Origin of the sequence: Methylobacter sp. BBA5.1 (genome assembly GCF_000746145.1) — a bacterium.
In the GTDB taxonomy this organism is placed as follows: Bacteria; Pseudomonadota; Gammaproteobacteria; order Methylococcales; family Methylomonadaceae; genus Methylobacter; species Methylobacter marinus.
Genome location: NZ_JQKS01000008.1, coordinates 89313 through 107447 on the forward strand (window position 1 = coordinate 89313; position 18135 = coordinate 107447).

Annotated in this window: 15 protein-coding genes and 1 tRNA gene; 7 read left to right on the forward strand and 9 right to left on the reverse strand. The window is 48.7% G+C overall.

Features of this window, described 5'->3' with window-relative positions:
• The first annotated feature begins 33 nt into the window (after positions 1 to 33).
• Positions 34 to 888, forward strand: coding sequence for an EAL domain-containing protein (locus tag EK22_RS07230; RefSeq protein WP_020160601.1), 855 nt, complete (start codon positions 34 to 36; stop codon positions 886 to 888).
• 113 nt (positions 889 to 1001) lie between these two features.
• On the opposite strand, the gene aqpZ is transcribed toward EK22_RS07230, so the two are convergent.
• From aqpZ to soxC, 3 genes are all read right to left on the reverse strand, one after another.
• Positions 1002 to 1694, reverse strand: a complete 693-nt coding sequence (aqpZ, locus tag EK22_RS07235) for an aquaporin Z (RefSeq protein ID WP_020160600.1) — start codon at positions 1692 to 1694, stop codon at positions 1002 to 1004.
• Positions 1695 to 2182: 488 nt separating this feature from the next.
• Entirely contained in the window at positions 2183 to 2767 is a 585-nt protein-coding gene (locus tag EK22_RS07240; protein WP_235209242.1) for a c-type cytochrome, read from the reverse strand.
• Positions 2691 to 3959 carry a sulfite dehydrogenase gene (gene soxC / locus EK22_RS07245; protein WP_020160598.1) on the reverse strand — a complete coding sequence of 423 codons (1269 nt, stop codon included), beginning with the start codon at positions 3957 to 3959 and terminating at the stop codon, positions 2691 to 2693. The genes EK22_RS07240 and soxC overlap by 77 nt, the downstream gene beginning before the upstream one ends.
• Before the next feature lie 117 nt (positions 3960 to 4076).
• Between soxC and EK22_RS07250 the strand changes: the two genes are divergently transcribed.
• The gene (locus tag EK22_RS07250; RefSeq protein WP_036249400.1) at positions 4077 to 4484 is read left to right on the forward strand and encodes a ketosteroid isomerase-related protein; all 408 of its coding nucleotides are present in this window, start codon (positions 4077 to 4079) and stop codon (positions 4482 to 4484) included.
• Positions 4485 to 4962: 478 nt separating this feature from the next.
• A complete protein-coding gene (locus tag EK22_RS07255) occupies positions 4963 to 6288 on the forward strand; it encodes an HDOD domain-containing protein (protein WP_036249403.1) in 1326 nt (441 codons plus the stop codon).
• A 155-nt stretch (positions 6289 to 6443) separates the two neighbouring features.
• Here EK22_RS07255 and EK22_RS07260 read toward each other — a convergent pair whose 3' ends face one another.
• The 4 genes from EK22_RS07260 to smc form a co-directional block, all read right to left on the reverse strand.
• Entirely contained in the window at positions 6444 to 7622 is a 1179-nt protein-coding gene (locus tag EK22_RS07260; protein ID WP_020160595.1) for an OmpA family protein, read from the reverse strand.
• Positions 7623 to 7925: 303 nt separating this feature from the next.
• On the reverse strand, positions 7926 to 9872 hold the full coding sequence (locus EK22_RS07265; protein WP_020160594.1) for a helix-hairpin-helix domain-containing protein: 1947 nt from the start codon (positions 9870 to 9872) through the stop codon (positions 7926 to 7928).
• A 7-nt stretch (positions 9873 to 9879) separates the two neighbouring features.
• The gene (locus tag EK22_RS07270; protein WP_020160593.1) at positions 9880 to 10584 is read right to left on the reverse strand and encodes a cell division protein ZipA C-terminal FtsZ-binding domain-containing protein; all 705 of its coding nucleotides are present in this window, start codon (positions 10582 to 10584) and stop codon (positions 9880 to 9882) included.
• Positions 10584 to 14093, reverse strand: coding sequence for a chromosome segregation protein SMC (gene smc, locus EK22_RS07275; protein WP_036249406.1), 3510 nt, complete (start codon positions 14091 to 14093; stop codon positions 10584 to 10586). Before smc ends, EK22_RS07270 begins: the two co-directional genes overlap by 1 nt.
• Positions 14094 to 14197: 104 nt before the next feature.
• On the opposite strand from smc, the gene queF reads away from it, so the two are divergent.
• The 4 genes from queF (at position 14198) to EK22_RS07295 (ending at position 16608) form a co-directional block, all read left to right on the forward strand.
• A complete protein-coding gene (queF, locus tag EK22_RS07280) occupies positions 14198 to 14587 on the forward strand; it encodes a preQ(1) synthase (RefSeq protein WP_020160591.1) in 390 nt (129 codons plus the stop codon).
• A 6-nt stretch (positions 14588 to 14593) separates the two neighbouring features.
• Positions 14594 to 14878 carry an EscU/YscU/HrcU family type III secretion system export apparatus switch protein gene (locus EK22_RS07285; protein WP_020160590.1) on the forward strand — a complete coding sequence of 95 codons (285 nt, stop codon included), beginning with the start codon at positions 14594 to 14596 and terminating at the stop codon, positions 14876 to 14878.
• On the forward strand, positions 14875 to 15735 hold the full coding sequence (gene asd, locus EK22_RS07290; RefSeq protein WP_020160589.1) for an archaetidylserine decarboxylase: 861 nt from the start codon (positions 14875 to 14877) through the stop codon (positions 15733 to 15735). The genes EK22_RS07285 and asd overlap by 4 nt, the downstream gene beginning before the upstream one ends.
• 369 nt (positions 15736 to 16104) lie before the next feature.
• Positions 16105 to 16608: an MgtC/SapB family protein gene (locus EK22_RS07295; RefSeq protein ID WP_020160588.1), complete on the forward strand. Its 504-nt coding sequence runs from the start codon at positions 16105 to 16107 to the stop codon at positions 16606 to 16608.
• Positions 16609 to 16873: 265 nt separating this feature from the next.
• Here EK22_RS07295 and EK22_RS07300 read toward each other — a convergent pair.
• Together EK22_RS07300 and EK22_RS07305 are read right to left on the reverse strand one after the other, a co-directional pair.
• A tRNA-Gln gene (locus EK22_RS07300) sits at positions 16874 to 16947 on the reverse strand.
• A gap of 260 nt (positions 16948 to 17207) precedes the next feature.
• A complete protein-coding gene (locus tag EK22_RS07305; RefSeq protein ID WP_027147444.1) occupies positions 17208 to 18020 on the reverse strand; it encodes a class I SAM-dependent methyltransferase in 813 nt (270 codons plus the stop codon).
• Positions 18021 to 18135: the final 115 nt, after the last annotated feature.

Sequence of the window (18135 nt, forward strand, 5' to 3'; positions counted from 1 at the left end):
AACAACAGAAGTCTCCAGCAATTATTCTTCCAAATGATTAATGAATTAATCGCCATTATAGGCGGCAAAAAATTAACCCCCCATTTTCAGCCCATCGTGTCTTTAACTCAAAAAAAAATCATGGGTTATGAAGCATTGATTCGGGGGCCTTACGATAGCCCGTTGCATAGTCCATTCGATCTGTTTGCCGCCGCCGAAAACTTCGATTTAAGCACCAAACTGGAATTCATCTGCCGGGAAATCACTATAAAAAGCTATGCAAATTTAGACATCAAGGAAAAACTGTTTATAAACGTAAGTCCTTCTGTACTTTTGCAACCGAAATTCAAAAAAGGCGAAACGCTGAGGCTTCTGAAACAATTTGGCGTTGATCCGCACTCTGTCATCATTGAACTCACGGAACATCAGCCGACTGATGATTATGAATTGATGCGGGAAGCTGTCATTCATTATCGGAACATGGGGTTTGAAATCGCACTGGACGATTTGGGTGCCGGTTATTCGGGATTAAGGCTATGGTCGGAATTACTGCCCGACTATGTAAAAATAGATAAACACTTTATTCAAAAACTGCACGAGGACCCGGTCAAGATGAATTTTGTCAAGTCCATTCAAAACATAGCGACGGCATTAAACTGTAAAGTCATTGCCGAAGGTATCGAAACAGCCGATGAATTTAGGGCCATAGAAAAAATCGGCATTGCCTATGCCCAAGGCTACCACTTCGGCAGACCGATGGTGACCCCAATAAAAAAACTCGATAGCTCGTTATTTGCAGCTAGCTATGTAGGATATTACGAACCCAATCTGTTTAACCTGAGAAAAGCACCTTATCTAGCCGAATATATAAAAACCGGGGCATCCGAAACAGCCATCAGTGAAGCATGAGCAGAATTTTATTCGTGATGATTGAAATGACGAGCATAAATTAGCTAATCATTCTGAATTGACTTCAAAGGCGACGCATAGCGCCATTGAAGCAAATCATTGAACGAAACTTTTCAATCTTCTTCCGGGCTGCCAATGAAACGGTAGATTACCGCACCCAGCAGAGCACCAACGATAGGCGCCGCCCAAAATAGCCATAACTGAGCTATAGCCCAATCGCCAACATAAATGGCGACGCCGGTACTACGTGCTGGATTTACTGAAGTATTGGTCACAGGAATGCTGATCAGGTGAATCAGAGTAAGGCAAAAACCGATAGCAATAGGTGCCAAACCCAACGGCGCGCGCGCATCTGTCGCGCCAAGAATGACTAGCACAAACATCATTGTCATGACAACTTCCGTGAGCAAGGCCGCGGACAAGGAATAGCCGCCAGGAGAATGTTCGGCATAGCCATTGGAAGCGAAGCCTGCCGAAACATCAAACCCTGCCTTGCCGCTGGCGATCAAATAAAGAACACCTCCCGCCACAATGGCACCAAGGACTTGAGCGACGATATAAGGCAGTAATTGGCTCGCCGGGAACCGGCCGCCTGCCCAGAGCCCGACGGAAACCGCAGGATTCAAATGACAACCGGAAATATGCCCGATTGCGTAAGCCATGGTCAATACCGTCAAACCGAAAGCCAGCGAAACTCCGAGAAAACCGATACCGACATCTGGAAACCCGGCCGCCAATACCGCACTGCCGCAGCCACCGAGGACCAACCAGAATGTTCCAAAGAATTCTGCAAAATATTTTTTCATACTCATTTCCTTTTTATGGTTATTGTTATGTCCTACGTAATAACTAAGCAGCCATTACGGCGAACAGGATATAAGCTTGCTTACTACAAAAATAATGCATTATCTAGATATAATATAGCGCCCAAGTCTAAACTCTAGGTTCAGCATGTCAAGAAATTAATCAACATGCTTGACTGGACTAATTTATACGCCTCCGTGTTGTTCGGCGATCCTCGGAATGGTTTCGATCGGCGTATCAACCAAAGTGGACAGCAGCAAACGGATCTCAATCCAAGGCTGACTCAAGCACTTCAAGCACTGGTATCGAGAGAACGAAGTTTTAAGCTATTGAGCAATAAGGAACCATCTCTGCGGGATGGAACCAATTATTGGTAAATGGTTTCCCAATCCGCAACCGAGAAAACAACCGCGCTTCGCTTTTTGCGGAGCACTCCTTTCAGCCTGAAGGCCGAGGTTTAAAACCAGCAAGGGATATTGATTAAAGTGGATCATTCTGTTCCAATTTGTATAAACCCCTCCCGATTCGGCATTTCAACCTTGGGTAGTGTTTCGGCATTAATAATATCAGTTTCCTTAATAATCCCGTTCAGGTAGAGCAAATAGGCAGTGACGGCATAAAGTTGATCATGGCTCAGACTGCCGGGCGCATTCAATGGCATTGCCCGGCGCGTGAAATCGAAAACTGTCGTCGCATAAGGCCAATAAGTACCGATTGTCTTATCAGGTGGATTATCGGTTAATGAATGTCGGGCTCCGGCCAGTTCATCGGCACTGCTGCCTTCACCATCGACACCATGACAGGACAGGCAATGCGCTTCGTAAACCCGTTTACCTGTGACGGCATTGCCGTTACCTGCGGGCAGACCTTCACCGTCAGGAAAGACATCGATGTTCCAGTTCTTTATCAGATCCTCGGAGGCGGCCCTGCCCAAATTGGGTCCGCTCTTTTCCGCCTGCACCCCATGACAAAGACAGAAGCAAAAACAGAGCATCAAGCTACGCGAAAACATGGCTGACACTCCCTTCCGGCGATATTTCCCAGCTGACGATGGCATTGTAATGAAAATAGCCATACCGGCCGCGCCGCATGATCAGTGCGTCGCGCTCCGGCTGCACATAGCCTGTCTCATCAATGGCGCGGCTTTTCAATATCATTTTCTTGCCATTCCACTGCCAGGGAATTCTGAAGCGGGTAAAACACTTGGGTAACACCGGTTCCTGAAGTTGAGCCTCGGCCCAGGTCTGGCCACCATCCGCCGAGATTTCAACCTTGCTGATCCTGCCCCGCCCGCTCCAGGCCAGGCCGCTAACCTGATACAAACCTTTGTTATCGAGCTTATGGCCGAACGACGGACTGGTGATCAGCGATTTGGCATCCATGACGAAAGTAAACTGCCGTGATTTTCCGGAAGGCATTAATTCGGTATATTTTGCGGTTTCATTTCTGGCCATGACTGGCCTGTTGGTGATGTGCAGGCGTCTTAACCATTTGACGTTCAGCACGCCTTCCCACCCCGGTACGATCAGGCGCAAGGGATAGCCGTTCTCCGGCCTGATGCGCTCGCCGTTTTGATAGATAGCCAGCAGGCAATCATCAAGCGCTTTTTCCATGGGAATACTGATATTCATGACGGCAGCATCGGCGCCTTCCGCAACCATCCATTTCGCCCTACCTTTTAGCTTGGCTTCGTCAAGTATTATCCGCAAAGGCACGCCTGTCCATTCACTACACGAAGCCATGCCATGAAAATAACCAACAGCAGTTTGAATCGGCTCTTCGCGCCAGCCGGCATTGCTGTTGCCACCGCATTCGACAAACGCGTAACAGGACTGCATCGGGTAACGCTGCAAAGTTGCCATGTCAAAAACCAGTGGCTTGTTGACCAGACCATGGATCAACAATTGGTGTTTATCGGGATCGATTTGTGGCACGCCGTTATGATGGCGTTCAAAATGCAACCCGCTGGGTGTTATGATGCCTTCCATATCCTGTAATGGCGCCCACGATACTCCATTGCCAGGCGCCATGCTGTTGCCCATGGTCCAACGGATGGTTTTGCGCTCGTGCGGCGAAGGCTGGCCATAATTGGAAAAAGGTTCGCCCGGTTTTTGCATCCACGCCAAACGTTCATTATCGCTGGCCGAAGCGAGCGTTTCGGGCGCTAAAGCGACAGCAACGGAAAAAGACAAACCGCGCTTTAAAAACAAGCGCCGGTCCAATAGTCCCCCGCCTGCAACGGGTTGCAAATCGGTTTGCCGTACCATTTATCAAAACTCCTGCCAATCGTTAATTGGAAAACTATTTATTGCAAAATAATAAGGCAAAAACGCGGTTTAACTATAAAATAGGCGTTATTTTTTAACTCGAACGATAGGATCACTATGAACCAAGACAGTATCAAACTGATTGAGCAATATTATGCCGCTTTCAACAGCGCGGACATGGATACTTTTCTGAGCCTGCTCACCGACGATGTCATTCATGACATCAACCAGGGCAAACGCGAAATCGGTAAAGAAGCTTTCAAGCAGTTTATGGGAGGCATGAATAACAATTACAAAGAGCAACTTGTCGATATGGTTATCATGGCGACACCGGACGGCAGCCGTGCCGCAGCTGAATTCGTCGTCCTGGGCGAGTATTTGAAAACCGACGAAGGTTTGCCTGAAGCAAAAGGTCAAAAATACCGCCTGCCGGCCGGTGCTTTTTTTGAAATCCGTGATAACAAAGTCGCGCGCATCACCAACTACTACAATCTGCAAGACTGGATCGCTCAGGTCAGTAAGTAATTTTACTGACTTTCTCTGATCTGTCGTGTTTGCCGAGTCAATACGAATCCGATAGCGGCGAAGTTGATCTATATAAATTCACTCAAAGTGCTGGCTATCATATCAAGAACGACCCGGCAAAAATGCTGACGCCAGCACTGCATTAAAAAATCGGTACAGTGCTGGCAAAAAATCAACTTGCGACTTTGCAATGAGTGCAGCGTTTTGGAATCGTCGCGCATCAAACCTGCAAAAATATATCCTAAGACTGACCGGCACTCTGTTTAATCTGGCGATTGAAGTGCCCCTGCAATATCTTTATCAGCGCTAATTCAAGCGTTATCAAATACAACAAACGCCATATAAAGTCTCTCAGCTTTAGGCCGATCAGCTATTGCTGAAGGCTTGTTCATCCCCCGCGACTATATTAAAAATGAGACAATAAATGCTGTTTTGGATTATTCTCTCAATCTGAACTTCTTTTTTATATTTGCATTTTATGTTCAGGAAACTTTTAGAAAAAAGAAAGCTATTAACGGAATTTAAAAAGTCTTCTGTAGCTACTATAAATCCAGAACCCGAACTCGCTGATCGCATTAAAACCGATATTGCTGACCTGCCGCTTGATTTTTTGAAGCAGTTAGTTCCGGTATGTTACTTGTCTTCCGAAAAGTTGCGGCAGTTACCCATCCATTCGGCAGTATTTCGCTCAGGTTCGATAATTTTCAATCAGGGCTCTCGAAATGAGTGTTTGATATACCTTTTTAAAGGCACCGTTTACCTGGAAGCCGGTAATGGCACGGGGCAGGAAATCACTGAAAATACATTACAGGCCTATTACCCTTTATCCAATGGCCCAGAGCATCTGCTCACCGCAATCGCAAAATCCGAAACCACGGTTATTTACATAGCTCAGTCCGATATTCCTCGAAATAAAAATAAAATAAATCCTCTGATTTGCGATTCATTTATTCCGGAGCAATTAGAAAACAACGCCTTTTTTACACTGTTTTCTTATCATTTCAAACAAGATAAACTGGAAATTCCGAGTATTCCCGATATCGCTTTAAAATTACATGCCGCCATACAAAAAAATCTCGGTACCGGCGAAGCCGCTAAAATTATCAGCCTGGATCCTGTCATCACATCAAAGTTGATCCACTTCACGAACAGTCCTTTATACCGAACCATAAATCCCACCTCCAGCTGTCTGGATGCAGTCAATCGACTCGGCATAGCCACAACCCGCAATATTGTCACCAGCCTCAGCATGAACAGCCTTTTCCGGAGTAACAAAAAAAGCTTCAACACGAGAATTCAAAATCTCTGGAAAGAAAGTATCCGGATTTCCAGCATTAGCCATGCCTTAGCCGTCCTGACCCAAAAAGCCGATCCTGAGGAAGCGTTGCTGGCCGGACTTTTACATAACCTTGGCTCCTTGCCCATCCTGAAATTTGCGGAAAAACTGAGCGATGATGCTTATCAGCCTGAGGAACTTGATCAATGCCTGTTATTGATACAAGGCCATCTAGGTTCCTGGATTCTTGACAAATGGGGATTTTCTAATGGATTGGCCAGAATTCCTTCAGACGTTGAAGATTGGTATTACGACAGCGGTAAATCACTAATCTTGAGTGATATCGTTTTATTGGCGAAGTTTCATAGCCTGATAGGCACTCATGAAGCGGCAACCCTGCCGTTAATCAGCACCTTGCCGGCTTATCAAAAATTCGGCAATAAAACATTATCGCCTAATATGTCATTACAAATTCTGCAAGATGCTAAACAACAAATTTCAGATACCATCAATCTATTTGTCAGTTGATAGATACAAAGGCCAGTTTTTCTAGTTATCTAACTTAATAACTGGGCAGCCTGATGCATCTGTCTGAATATTTGCTTATCCAATAAAAAACCCGCCTATACAGCGGGTTTTTTATTCATGACAAAAATTCGCCTAGCCTTTCGGCTTCGGGATTTTTAATCACCAATCCAGATTAATTCCACGCGACGGTTTTGAGCTCTGCCTTCTTCCGTGCTGTTATCCGCTATTGGGAAATCCTCGCCATAACCTTTAGCATATAATTTGTCGGTAACGCCTTTACTCTTGAGGTAATTGGCAACCGACTGCGAACGACGTTGCGACAATTTCAAGTTATACGCACTGCTGCCTTCGCTGCTGGTATGACCTTGTACTTCAATATCCTTTTTCTGGGAAGTTTCAATCAAGTTCGCAGCGACACCGTCCAGAATCGTTTTCGCGTTTTCAGTCAACTGGGCTGAATTATATTCGAAGTTGACGCCTTTCAGTTCGATACTCATAGGACAGCCCGAATAATCGACCTTGGTACCACTCATTGTGTTCGGACATTTGTCCAGGCAATCGTTGACACCATCGTTATCAGAATCAAGCGCTGAGCAATCGGGCTCAGGAGCTGCTGCAACAGGCGCCACAGGAGCTTCGGATCTTACTGCCGCTTTCGGCTTGTCGCCGAACGGAATAACGAAACCAACATTAACCGTCATGTCATGATATTCGTCGGTTCCTGGGAGAAAATGTGCGTTGAAATTGTTGTTGTAACGGTAACGCACATCGCTGCGTAATAAAAAGTTATCATGTAGTTCATAGGTAAAGCCGACACCGCCCTCACCAATAATGGATGCTCCGCTGTTGCCTCCGACGCTAGTATTCATGCCACCTATACCCATTACCGCATATGGCGAGAATTTATCGCGGAAGAAATAATATTGAAGATCCGCAGTGCCGCCGGTTAAATCCCAGCGCCCGCCTTGGTCAGTCACAGGATCGGAGTAACCGCCAAAGCCCTGGTAGAAGCCTCTCAGCTCAATGTTAAAATGTTCATCGAGCATTTTACCGAAGCCCATACCGCCGCCCCAGCCATCCTTCGCGTTCCGGTCACCGCCGGATTTAATAAATGTACCGAAAGGTGCAACATACCAACGATCATCAGTAACCGAATCATGTTCCCGGTAATCTTCAGCCTGAGCAGCCGACACCACGCTCATGCCTGACAATGCAAGCGCCAGTAAGCGGGTTTTTACCAGAGCATTTTTCTTTGCAATTCCAGCGTCGGTTTTAACGCTCAACTCATGCAGTTGGTTTGTTTGTTTTTGTTTGTACTCATCTTGTGTTTGCATAAATTAATCCTTAAATGTTGATCTGCGTTAGCATGTTAGTTTTGGTTCGGCCAGTAATGCTCCAAATGCCGAGAGTCGACGAAGAACGATCTTCCTGTTAGACAGTATACCCGTTGTTTAAAAATAATAAAATGTAGTTTAATCGCAACAGTAAAAAAATATGTGCGTTATCGCACACAAAAATACTTATGAAAATATTCCCATACTAGACGAATAGGCTTTGTTTTCGCTTAATTGCCGATCAGCACTCTAGCCCCAAGTGCTTCGCTAAACTAAAATTTAAACGAAGGTGAGATCTGAGAGCTACCCGCTTAATAATGACAGATACTCTTCTTCACTGATGACACGGACGCCTTTTTGCATGGCGGCATTGATTTTCGCCGCCCCCACCTCGGCGCCTGTCACCAGATAGTCGGTTTTTCCCGTGACCGAATCGGCGACTTTCGCCCCTAGGCGCTTGGCTTCTTTTTTCATATCATCGCGTTTGCCGTGCTGCATTGTACCGGTAAACACGATCGTTTTACCTGAAACCGGACTGCTTGTTTGCTGTTGCTCGCTTATCAAAGGCGTTGGGATCAGATTGAAGCCTAATTGATAAATTTGCATAAAGTCATGTTCAACTTTTTTTAGACACTCTACCACCGCCACGGCGGTTTTTTCCGCAAATCCTTCAATAGCGGTGATATCTTCAACCGTCAGTTTAAAGATATCCGTCAGGTGATAGTGCTGAAGCAGACGCTCACAATTACCGAGCCCCATTCTGTAAATCCCGAAGGCACCCAGAAACCGCCAGTCTTCGATCGCTTCATTTCTGCTGCGTTGCAATTGATCTAATAAATTTTGAGCGGTTTTATCGCCAAACCCCATCTTCTGAAGCTGTTCCATATCCAATTGATAAACCGCATAAACCGAGTTGACTCCTGCAGCATGCAGTTTTTCGATTGTTTTAAGGCCAAAACCGTCGACATTCGCCAACGTCCTGAAAAAATGCTCAATTGTGTTTTCAATTTGGGCTGGACATTGCGTTGTGTTCAAACAATACAAATAATCACTGTCCCAGACCAGCTCGCTGCCGCAACTGGGGCATCTGTCCGGAATCTGCGGAGATTGTGGTGTAATGACGCGCTCAATTTTAGGTATAACGAGACCACTGCGGGTCAATTCTATAATAGTGCCAGCGCCTATGCCCTGCCCTTTGACCATGCCATAATGGTGCGCTGTCGCCCTGGAAATCATGGCACCGCTGAGCCTGGTAGGCTCCAACTCGGCAACCGGATTAACGCGCCCGGAACGTGAGGTTTGCGGCGTGACTCTCAATACCTTGACCGTGGCCGTTTCGATATTGTTTTTATAGGCAATCTGCCACCGGTGATGATGCCGCGTTGCGCCCATGTGCTTTTTTACCGCATCATGCGTTACTTCGAAAATCACGCCATCAACATCATAATCGACCATTGAACGCACTTCTTCAACAATATTGGAGAAATCAGCCCGGATCTCCGCGGCAGAGACGTGTCTCCCGGGCAACTGCGAAAATGGATAAAAAATCGCGGCATGATTTCGTATCGCTTCCAGCGCATGTGGTTCCAGCTCTTTTTCCCGGATAATGCTGGCCTGGAAATTACGGGCATTTTCGAAATAATCGGCCAGGTAAGTATTGAAATAGTTTTGGCTGACGACAATTTCGCCCGCACCTTGCCCTCTTTGACCGTTACCGCCAACGATCAGTCCTCGTTCAAAAACCCGGCTAATGTCGGTGCCCTTACGGCCATCCCCGCGCGTGTACAGGATCTTCCCGTCATCGTATGCCGCATAACCATCCAGTTTAGGGGTAACTCTAAACATTAACCCGGATGGATCAACATTGATTTCTTCAGCGGCTTTCTCTATGCGTGTTAACCAGCGATTAATCTCGTCCGGCTTGTAGGCTTTATCAGTGGATAGCATTTTCTCGGGCAAAGCGACCGTCTTGCCGACAAAGGCTTTTTCCGGCTCCACCGCTTCCAGATAAGGATGATGCGGATGTCTGCGCTGCAGTTCAGCCAAAAACACCGAATCATAGAGATAATCGGAAATCAGCGGTTCACCGCCGCGATATAGCACATTGCAGATTTTTAAAAACTCAAGCAGTTGCTCATCCGTCAGTTGACTGGCATCGGCCTGGGCGGCGATTTGTCCGATAAGATCGGGTGATAATATTGTATCCGGCTCGGAGTCATGAAGAATTTTTAATTGCACGCTGTTAAGCATCAGTGATTTACAAGCTTTGCCGAATCAGTCGGGTTGTGGTTTCCGTCAAAGGCTGCCTTTGATGATCACGGATCACGCCATTCAATTCTGCAGCCAATAATTGGATGGTTTGCACGTAGTCGTCAAAAACGGCCTGCGCATCGTCAACTGCTTCAGGCTGCATAAAAAACACGATGCCCGGGCAATAGAATGTATCCAGATCCGTGGACGGAAAAGTGCCTGGCTCAACCATGCTGGCAACGCCGAAATCGACCAACCGGTTAGCATCCAGTCGCTCAAAGATTTTCAAACTGCCATATTCAAGCCCGACCATTTCAAACGCTCTCACCAGATCCACACCGTTAAAACCTTCCTCGTTTTTGGCCATCAGGCTGAACTGGATAATTTCAGGAGCGACAAACCGAGGCGGCGGTTCGACATAATCATCGTCTTCCGGCTCATAATAGTCATCATCGCTTTCATCATGATGATTCGATTTTTCGGCATAATGAGTGCCGCGTTTAGTAGAATTTATAGGCCTAATTTCAAAGTCATCGCTGTAATCCTCTTTGAATGACAGCGTTTCGTCGGCACCTTTAGGCGCTTCTCCGCCACCATAAAAATCCATGTCATGTTGTGTTTTTCTGTTTCTTAAAAAAGCCCAAAGCAACATGCCGATAATGACAACCAGTCCGGTTGCTATAATTACAATTCTCAATATTTCTTTATCCATTAGTTTTCCGCCAAACTCACTGCTTCTTCAATATCAACCGCGACCATCCGGGAGACGCCCGGCTCTTTCATAGTAACACCTGCCAGTTGTTTTGCAATTTCCATGGTGGCCTTGTTATGGGAAATATATAAAAACTGAACAGATGCCGACATTTCTTCAACCATTCGTGAAAATCTTCCAACATTTGCATCATCCAAAGGCGCATCGACTTCGTCCAGCAAACAGAAAGGCGCCGGATTAAGTTCAAAGATCGAAAACACCAGCGCAACGGCCGTTAGCGCTTTTTCTCCGCCTGATAACAAATGAATGGAGCTGTTCTTTTTACCGGGAGGCCGGGCAATGATGTTGACACCCGATTCCAGCAAATCCTGCTCGGTCAATTCCAGATAAGCTTGACCGCCGCCAAACAACTTGGGGAATTTTTCCTGCAAACCGCCGTTTATTTTATCGAAAGTTTCTTTAAAACGCAGCCTGCTTTCCTTATCAATTTTGCTGATCGCCTGATCCAGCGTCTGCAGGGCCTCAATCAGATCCGCGTGCTGCTCATTCAGGAAATCCATGCGTTCCGACTGCGCTTTGTATTCTTCTATCGCGGTCAGGTTAATTGTACCCAAACGTTCAATTTGAGCCGTCAAATCGTCGACTCTTCGTTTCCAGCTTTGCTCTTCGGCCTGCTCGGACAGGTTTTTCAGCACCTGTTCGGCATCGGCATCGATTTCCTTAAGCTGTTCATTGACTGTCTGCTGGCGAACCTTGCTTTCCTGGAGCTCAAAACGTATTTTATCGAGCGCTTCCTTCTCGCTTTCGAGAGCCCTTTGTACACGAACCTGCTCTTCCGATAAATGGGTAATCACCAATTCGAGTTCATCCTGGGCCTGGCGTTGTGTTTTCAGATCGGCCTCCAGCCGGTCCTTGCTTGAGTACAATTGCTCCAGTTGCTGCTTCTCTTGGTCCAGCGGCGCCAGGGTTTGCTGTAGCTTTTTCTCCAGCTCGCCAATGCGCTCAACCGCCTGCTGATGTTGTACCTGCAAACGTTCAATCTGTCTGGCGGTCAGGTTTTCCGACGACTTTAATGATTCAACCTGCGCCTTGATGCTATAGACCTGCTGCCGGGCTTCATGAACGGATTGTTCGGCCTCATGCTGCCGGGACTGCAGTTCCTGGTTCAGCGCTTCCAGGCTTTGCCTTTCCTGATCCAGTGTTGTCAAAGCCTGTTCAGCTTCTTCCCGCAGCAAGCGGGACTCCGCAATCAACGCCGCGTTTTCGGTAGTCTCGTGGACGATATCGTCTATTTCTTGGCGAACTTGGTCGAGCCTGCGCTGCTGATGCTCCCAACGTGCCGAATAGGCACTGAATTCAGCATTTTTAAGCGATAACTCAGAACCCAGACTGCTATCCTGCCGCTGCATGGACTCGCGATTGACTTCCGCCTCTTTCAAGCTCGCTTCAGTTGTTTCCAACTGATCTTCGAAGCCTTCAATTTCAAACTGTAATTCTTCCTGCCTATGCTTCAGCAGGCGCAGCTCTTTCTCGCGCTGCAACACGCCGGTTTTACTGTCCTTGGCGCGGATAATTTTCAGCCAGCCCGGTCCGAACCAAGTCCCGTCCGGCGTAATGACGGACTCGTACGGCTTGAGCCGGGTCGACAGGGTTCTTGCCGCTTCAGCCGTGTCAGCGCAATAAACCCCGGACAGCAGATCGCTTAAATCCCACGGCGCCTTTACTTTATCAAGCAATTGCGTCTGCGGCGCACCTGCTTCTGCCGAATTTCTGCGACTGGTCTCAACCAACGTCAGCGATTCGTTTGCCAAATGCGGCAATCCCGGCATGACGGCATCGGCGCTGTCGATGCAGATCGCTTCCAGATAACCGCCCAACACGGTTTCCACGGCCGTCTCCCAGCCTGAATCCACTTCCAGAAATTCCGCCAGGCGCTGGCTATCGGCCAGATTCATTTGCGCCAGCCAGGCAGTCAGATTTTTATTATCCTTGCCCATGGCATGCTGCTGAAGTAATTCCAGCGAGGTGATCTTGCCTTTCACGCCATGCATTTCCGAGCGGCGCGCATGCAGCTCATCGTGCAAGACATTGACCTGCTGGCGCTGCTCGCGAATTTGCTGATGGAGCTGCTCCAGTTGGCTCTGCAGATCGGCGCGTTGCGATTCAATCAGCTCGATGCCGGCATCCAGCGTCTCGATATCCGTTTGCAGCTGGCTGGCCGACAACTCATCACGCTCGCCATGCAATTTATCCAGACGGATCTGCAATTGCCGGCTCTGGCTTTCCAATTGACCGGTCTTTACCCGATGCACTTCAGCCTGTTCCTTGTATTTCGCACTTTCAGTACGGTACGCTTCCCATTGCTGCTGCCAGGATGTTCTTTGATGCTGCGATTCCTGCTGAAGATGCAAAACCTCATCTTGCCTTTCCTCAGCGACAATCAAAGCTTCTTCGGATTCTTCCAGAGCCTGTCGTATTTCTTCCAACTGCTGCACATCGGCCTGAAGTTCGCTTAATGCCTGATCAGCCTGCTGACGGGAACGGTTGATTTCCAGCCGGGTTTCCTCATGGCTCATCTCATTGTGCTTGATTGCCTGTTCCAGACCGCTGACTTCCGCGACGACCTGATAATATTCGCCCTGAGAGCTGGCCGTATGCTGCTGTTGGACTTTATGCTCTACACGCTTGTCCTCCAGGCTGTTATTGATATCACGCAACTGAACGAACAGGCGGTTATGCTCGGCAGCCACGGCCTGCAGTTTTATTTCCAACTGCTGCGCGGCCTGATGATAGGCATTCCAGCGCATGGCCAGCAGTTCCAGCCTGAACTGGCGTTCCTGCTTTTTAAGTTCGGTGTATTTTTCGGCTTTTTCCGCTTGCTTTTGCAGATGCTTGAGCTGTTTCTCGACTTCCTCGCGCAGATCATTCAACCGCTCCAGGTTTTCGCGCGTATGCTTCATGCGCGCTTCGGTTTCATGACGACGCTCCTTGTATTTGGAAATACCGGCCGCTTCTTCGATATGTATCCTTAAATCCTCGGGTTTGGCTTCGACCATGCGCGAGATCGTGCCCTGTTCGATAATGGCATAACTGCGGGAGCCCAGACCCGTACCCAGAAATATGTCGGTGATATCCTTGCGCCGGCAACGCGAGCCGTTCAGCATATATAAAGATTGACCATCGCGACTGACCTGGCGCTTGATGGCAATGGTATCGTATTGCGCATACTCGCCGCCCAACTTGCCTTCGCTGTTGTCGAAAACCAATTCGACGGAAGCGGTGCTGACCGGCTTGCGCCCGGATGAACCGTTAAAAATCACGTCCGCCATACTGCCCCCGCGCAGGTGCTTGGCGGAACTTTCACCCATGACCCAGCGTACCGCATCGATAATATTGGACTTCCCGCAGCCGTTAGGCCCGACTATCGCCGTCAAATTGCCGGTAATCGGGATGACCGTCTGATCGACAAATGATTTGAAACCTGAAAGCTTGATTTTTTCCAGTTTCATAACTGGTATGAATATCCCTGCACTTGAATTAAAATAACCGCGTATTATTAACGATATTCTGCTGAGTTTCGACTTTTTATTTACTTTTTACTTATCACGCAACAATGACAACACAACCGAGCAAAGACCTGGAAATCTTCGATAACCCGCAACGGGGCCGCGATTATACGATACGCATCGATATTCCTGAATTTACCTGCCTGTGCCCAAAAACCGGCCAGCCGGACTTCGCCAAGATTACGATCGAGTATGTGCCGGCCGCGCTTTGCGTGGAATTGAAATCACTGAAGCTGTATATGTGGTCTTTCCGCGAGCAAGGCGCTTTTCATGAAGCCGTCACCAATGAAATACTGAATGATATCGTCAAAGCCATATCTCCCAACTTCATGCGCATCCGCGCCGAATTTAATGTGCGCGGCGGGATTTACACGACTGTCGTCGTAGAACATAGAAACAGCGACTGGCGCGCACCGGAACTGGTCAGCCTACCCTGATCGGATATGCCCAAGACCTATTTCACCAGCGATATCGCCATCGCGTTGAAGTACGATGGCACGAATGCGCCGAAAGTGACCGCCAAAGGTCAAGGCCTTACAGCCGAGCACATTCTGCAAATCGCCGAACAACACGGAATCCCGCTACAAACCGAGCCGGAATTGGCAAGAATTCTGGCTCAAATTCCGTTAGGTGAAGAAATACCCAATGAACTCTATATTGCCGTCGCGGAAGTCATCGCTTTTGCCTATTTCCTAAGCGGCAAAATACCCGACAGTAATCATTCATGAATATAAAAGAAGCCCTGACGACCTTACCGCAATATGCTTTACCGCATCACACCTTATCCCAAATGATGAGCGTGCTGACGCATTCTGAGAACCGCCTCTGGAAAAACCTGTTCATCAAACAGATCATCAGGCATTACGGCGTCAATATGAATGAAGCGCTGGAGCAGGATATCGAAGCCTACAAAAGCTTCAACCATTTCTTTACCCGCGAACTCAAGCCGGGCATCCGGCCTTTCTGCGCCGACAGAAACGCCATTGCCTGCCCCGCGGACGGTGCCGTCAGCCAGGCGGGCGCCATCACCGACGGCGATATCTTTCAGGCCAAGGGCAAAAGCTTTACCGCCACGGATTTGCTGGGCGGCAGCCCGGAACGCGCCGAACCTTTCAATAATGGTTCCTTCACCACCATTTACTTATCGCCGAAAGACTATCATCGCCTGCACATGCCCTTGACCGGCACATTAAAAGAAATGGTGCACATCCCGGGCCGCCTGTTCAGCGTCAATGCCGCCACGACCAATTCCGTACCGGGGCTGTTCGCCAGGAACGAACGCGTGGCCGCCATTTTTGATACGGAGGCAGGTCCCATGGCACTGGTACTGGTCGGAGCCATTTTTGTCTCCAGCATTGAAACCGTCTGGCATGGTGTCGTGTCACCGCCGACCATACACTCCGTACGCAGTTGGCAGTATCAGGATGATGCTCCTACGTTGAAAATCGGCGAAGAGGTCGGCCGTTTCAACATGGGCTCCACAATTATTGTTTTATTCGGCCAGCATAAAATGCAATGGGAGGCCGAATTCAAGGCCGGCAAGACGGTTAGATTGGGCGAATTGATAGGCAGGACATTGGGATAACCATCAATCACCTGCATAGCTTGAGATGGAAACAAAAAACAGGCTGCCATTCTTCACTCTGGGTGGTAGCCTGATGAATGCCGGTACGTTCCGTCCAAGACCAGGATCGCAAGCCGAAGAAAACAATTATCGGCCATAAGCCGCCCCCCCCCTCCCCCGGCTGACCACCGCCAGTACTCAATCAATTTTATTTTGGCGGGTAAATTATAGATGCGAACTCACTCGTGCCTTGAGGATATTCGTACTATATGAATATTGTGCAAATTTCGCTTGTCAGAAACAAGGATGACTAAGTGCTTGGACTGTGCCTTAGACGGTCATTAAAGGTCCCTTAACGAAGTGCAAACAAACCAAGGAGCAACTACAAGTATGTGGCAAGAGATATGGAACACCGTGCTATTGGAATTCTCCGATATTCCCGATGCGACCCAAGCAACCCTTATTACTCTGCGCCTCCTGATTTCCGCGGCCCTTGGCGGCCTACTGGGATACGAGCGGGAAATGAAGGGCAAGGCGGCAGGGTTGCGAACGCATATGCTGGTTGCCCTCGGAGCGACACTCTTCATCCTCATTCCCCAACAAACCGGCGCCTCGACTACGGATCTAGCGCGCGTGTTGCAGGGCTTGATCGCGGGAGTGGGATTCCTTGGGGCCGGTACCATTATTATGGGCAATCAACCCAAGGAGGTTAAGGGATTAACCACGGCCGCTGGCATTTGGCTAACGGCGGCAATCGGCGTGGCCGTAGGCATTGGACGGGAAGCGACAGCCGTATTGAGTACGCTTCTGGCCTTGGCGATTTTGTCCTTGGTTCCCATGGTCGAGCGCTTCTTTGAAAGCCGTGGGAAGAAGAACGGATCGGAACCGGAGTGAAGCGATCGGATGTGTCAAATTCCATGCATTTCAGGAGTATCCGTAAAAAACAGGCATAACGCCTGTACCGACACTTTGAATGAGATTAATCCCTGGCTGCCCTTGCGGGATTGACCGAGGCTGCGCTTAACTGGCAAGCCATTCCGCCCCCGTATGCCGCTTTAAGCAGGCAAACGCCGCAACGACAGGGATCGAATCCGGCCGACCCGATGCGGTCAATACAGAGAAACAGTGGAAATAAACCAAAGGGGACTTGATGAATAGTTGGCTGGCCCTCAGGGATTCGAACCCCGGCAGCTGGAATCAGAATCCAGAGTCCTACCGCTAGACGAAGGGCCAGTAATTGCTGAAGAGGCGCCAAGGCGGCCTCCATTGAGTTCGCGTATTCTACTACGATAAGAGAGTAATGTGGTAGTACCAAACGTTCAGGTTTTTCAAAAACTGGAATAGTGACAATAATTGAGTCTTGAAATTCAATATTCGACCCTGCCGATACCCGAGGCAATTGTCCGCGTAACATCAGCCAATAAATCGGATTGTTCCTGACGATCATGGCAAGCGACCGTCAAGATTAATCCGGACGGACAGAATGGCACTTGTTAAACGCCAACCGCTCGCGCAGTCACTACAATCGCCTGCATGGTTGCGCGAAATGGAGCTTCCCCGCCGGCCTGCGCAAGGGCTGCCGCAACAGCCTCGACAATTGGCTCGGAGGAACCACCCCGCTCTTGAATTTCGGCAATCACCGGCGCGCCCTCAACCAGTCCGGTTGCAAGCGACTTGGCGGTATCGCTGTATACTGCCAACGGCACGGCCTCAATCTGTATTTGATCAAATCCGTTTGCGCTCAATAAAGTCCGCAAGAGGTCGACATCATGAAATCCATGCGGCACCTCGAAAAACTTCGGCGGGTTCTCAGGAAAAAATTGCCCGATGGTTTCATGTGCGATGAGATTCTGCGGATTATCCTCGATACGATCCCACACATTGAAGGCAAGCAAGCCACCCTTGACCATCACCCGGCGGATTTCCTGAAAGGCTGCGTGCTTATCCTGCACAAACATCAGTCCGAATTGACAGGCCACTGCGTCAAACGAAGCATCGGAGAATGGCAGGTCGGCGATATCCGCCTGTTGCCAGTCGATACCTTCAAGCTTGTGCAGTTTTGTCCGTGCATAATCGAGCATCGCCTGGCTGATATCGGTTGCAACCAGAGAAACGCCGGACGTAAGATAGGGACGCAACTGCTCGGTGAGAATGCCGGAACCGCAGGCCATCTCAAGCACGGAACCATTGGCCAATTTGGGCAAGCGACAGACGAGATCGGCCGCGTACGGCTCGAACATGACCGGTCCGAGACACCGGTCGAAAAGCTCACAGATAGCCGAATAATCTGTGTGGGATGCTGACATGATGATTCTCCAAGGTAAAAATACAAAATGATCCGTGCCGTTTTAAGAACGCAACATTAGAAATTCATAATATTAAATACCCTTGTGAGGTGTCAACGGCCAGGACCTCGTCTGT

Bases quoted from the DNA above. Each gene is read 5' to 3' on its own strand.
- EK22_RS07230 (WP_020160601.1), top strand. From the start codon at position 34: ATGATTAATGAATTAATCGCCATTATAGGCGGCAAAAAATTAACCCCC.
- aqpZ (WP_020160600.1), bottom strand. From the start codon at position 1,694: ATGAAAAAATATTTTGCAGAATTCTTTGGAACATTCTGGTTGGTCCTC.
- EK22_RS07240 (WP_235209242.1), bottom strand. From the start codon at position 2,767: ATGGCTATTTTCATTACAATGCCATCGTCAGCTGGGAAATATCGCCGG.
- soxC (WP_020160598.1), bottom strand. From the start codon at position 3,959: ATGGTACGGCAAACCGATTTGCAACCCGTTGCAGGCGGGGGACTATTG.
- EK22_RS07250 (WP_036249400.1), top strand. From the start codon at position 4,077: ATGAACCAAGACAGTATCAAACTGATTGAGCAATATTATGCCGCTTTC.
- EK22_RS07255 (WP_036249403.1), top strand. From the start codon at position 4,963: ATGTTCAGGAAACTTTTAGAAAAAAGAAAGCTATTAACGGAATTTAAA.
- EK22_RS07260 (WP_020160595.1), bottom strand. From the start codon at position 7,622: ATGCAAACACAAGATGAGTACAAACAAAAACAAACAAACCAACTGCAT.
- EK22_RS07265 (WP_020160594.1), bottom strand. From the start codon at position 9,872: ATGCTTAACAGCGTGCAATTAAAAATTCTTCATGACTCCGAGCCGGAT.
- EK22_RS07270 (WP_020160593.1), bottom strand. From the start codon at position 10,584: ATGGATAAAGAAATATTGAGAATTGTAATTATAGCAACCGGACTGGTT.
- smc (WP_036249406.1), bottom strand. From the start codon at position 14,093: ATGAAACTGGAAAAAATCAAGCTTTCAGGTTTCAAATCATTTGTCGAT.
- queF (WP_020160591.1), top strand. From the start codon at position 14,198: ATGACAACACAACCGAGCAAAGACCTGGAAATCTTCGATAACCCGCAA.
- EK22_RS07285 (WP_020160590.1), top strand. From the start codon at position 14,594: ATGCCCAAGACCTATTTCACCAGCGATATCGCCATCGCGTTGAAGTAC.
- asd (WP_020160589.1), top strand. From the start codon at position 14,875: ATGAATATAAAAGAAGCCCTGACGACCTTACCGCAATATGCTTTACCG.
- EK22_RS07295 (WP_020160588.1), top strand. From the start codon at position 16,105: ATGTGGCAAGAGATATGGAACACCGTGCTATTGGAATTCTCCGATATT.
- EK22_RS07305 (WP_027147444.1), bottom strand. From the start codon at position 18,020: ATGTCAGCATCCCACACAGATTATTCGGCTATCTGTGAGCTTTTCGAC.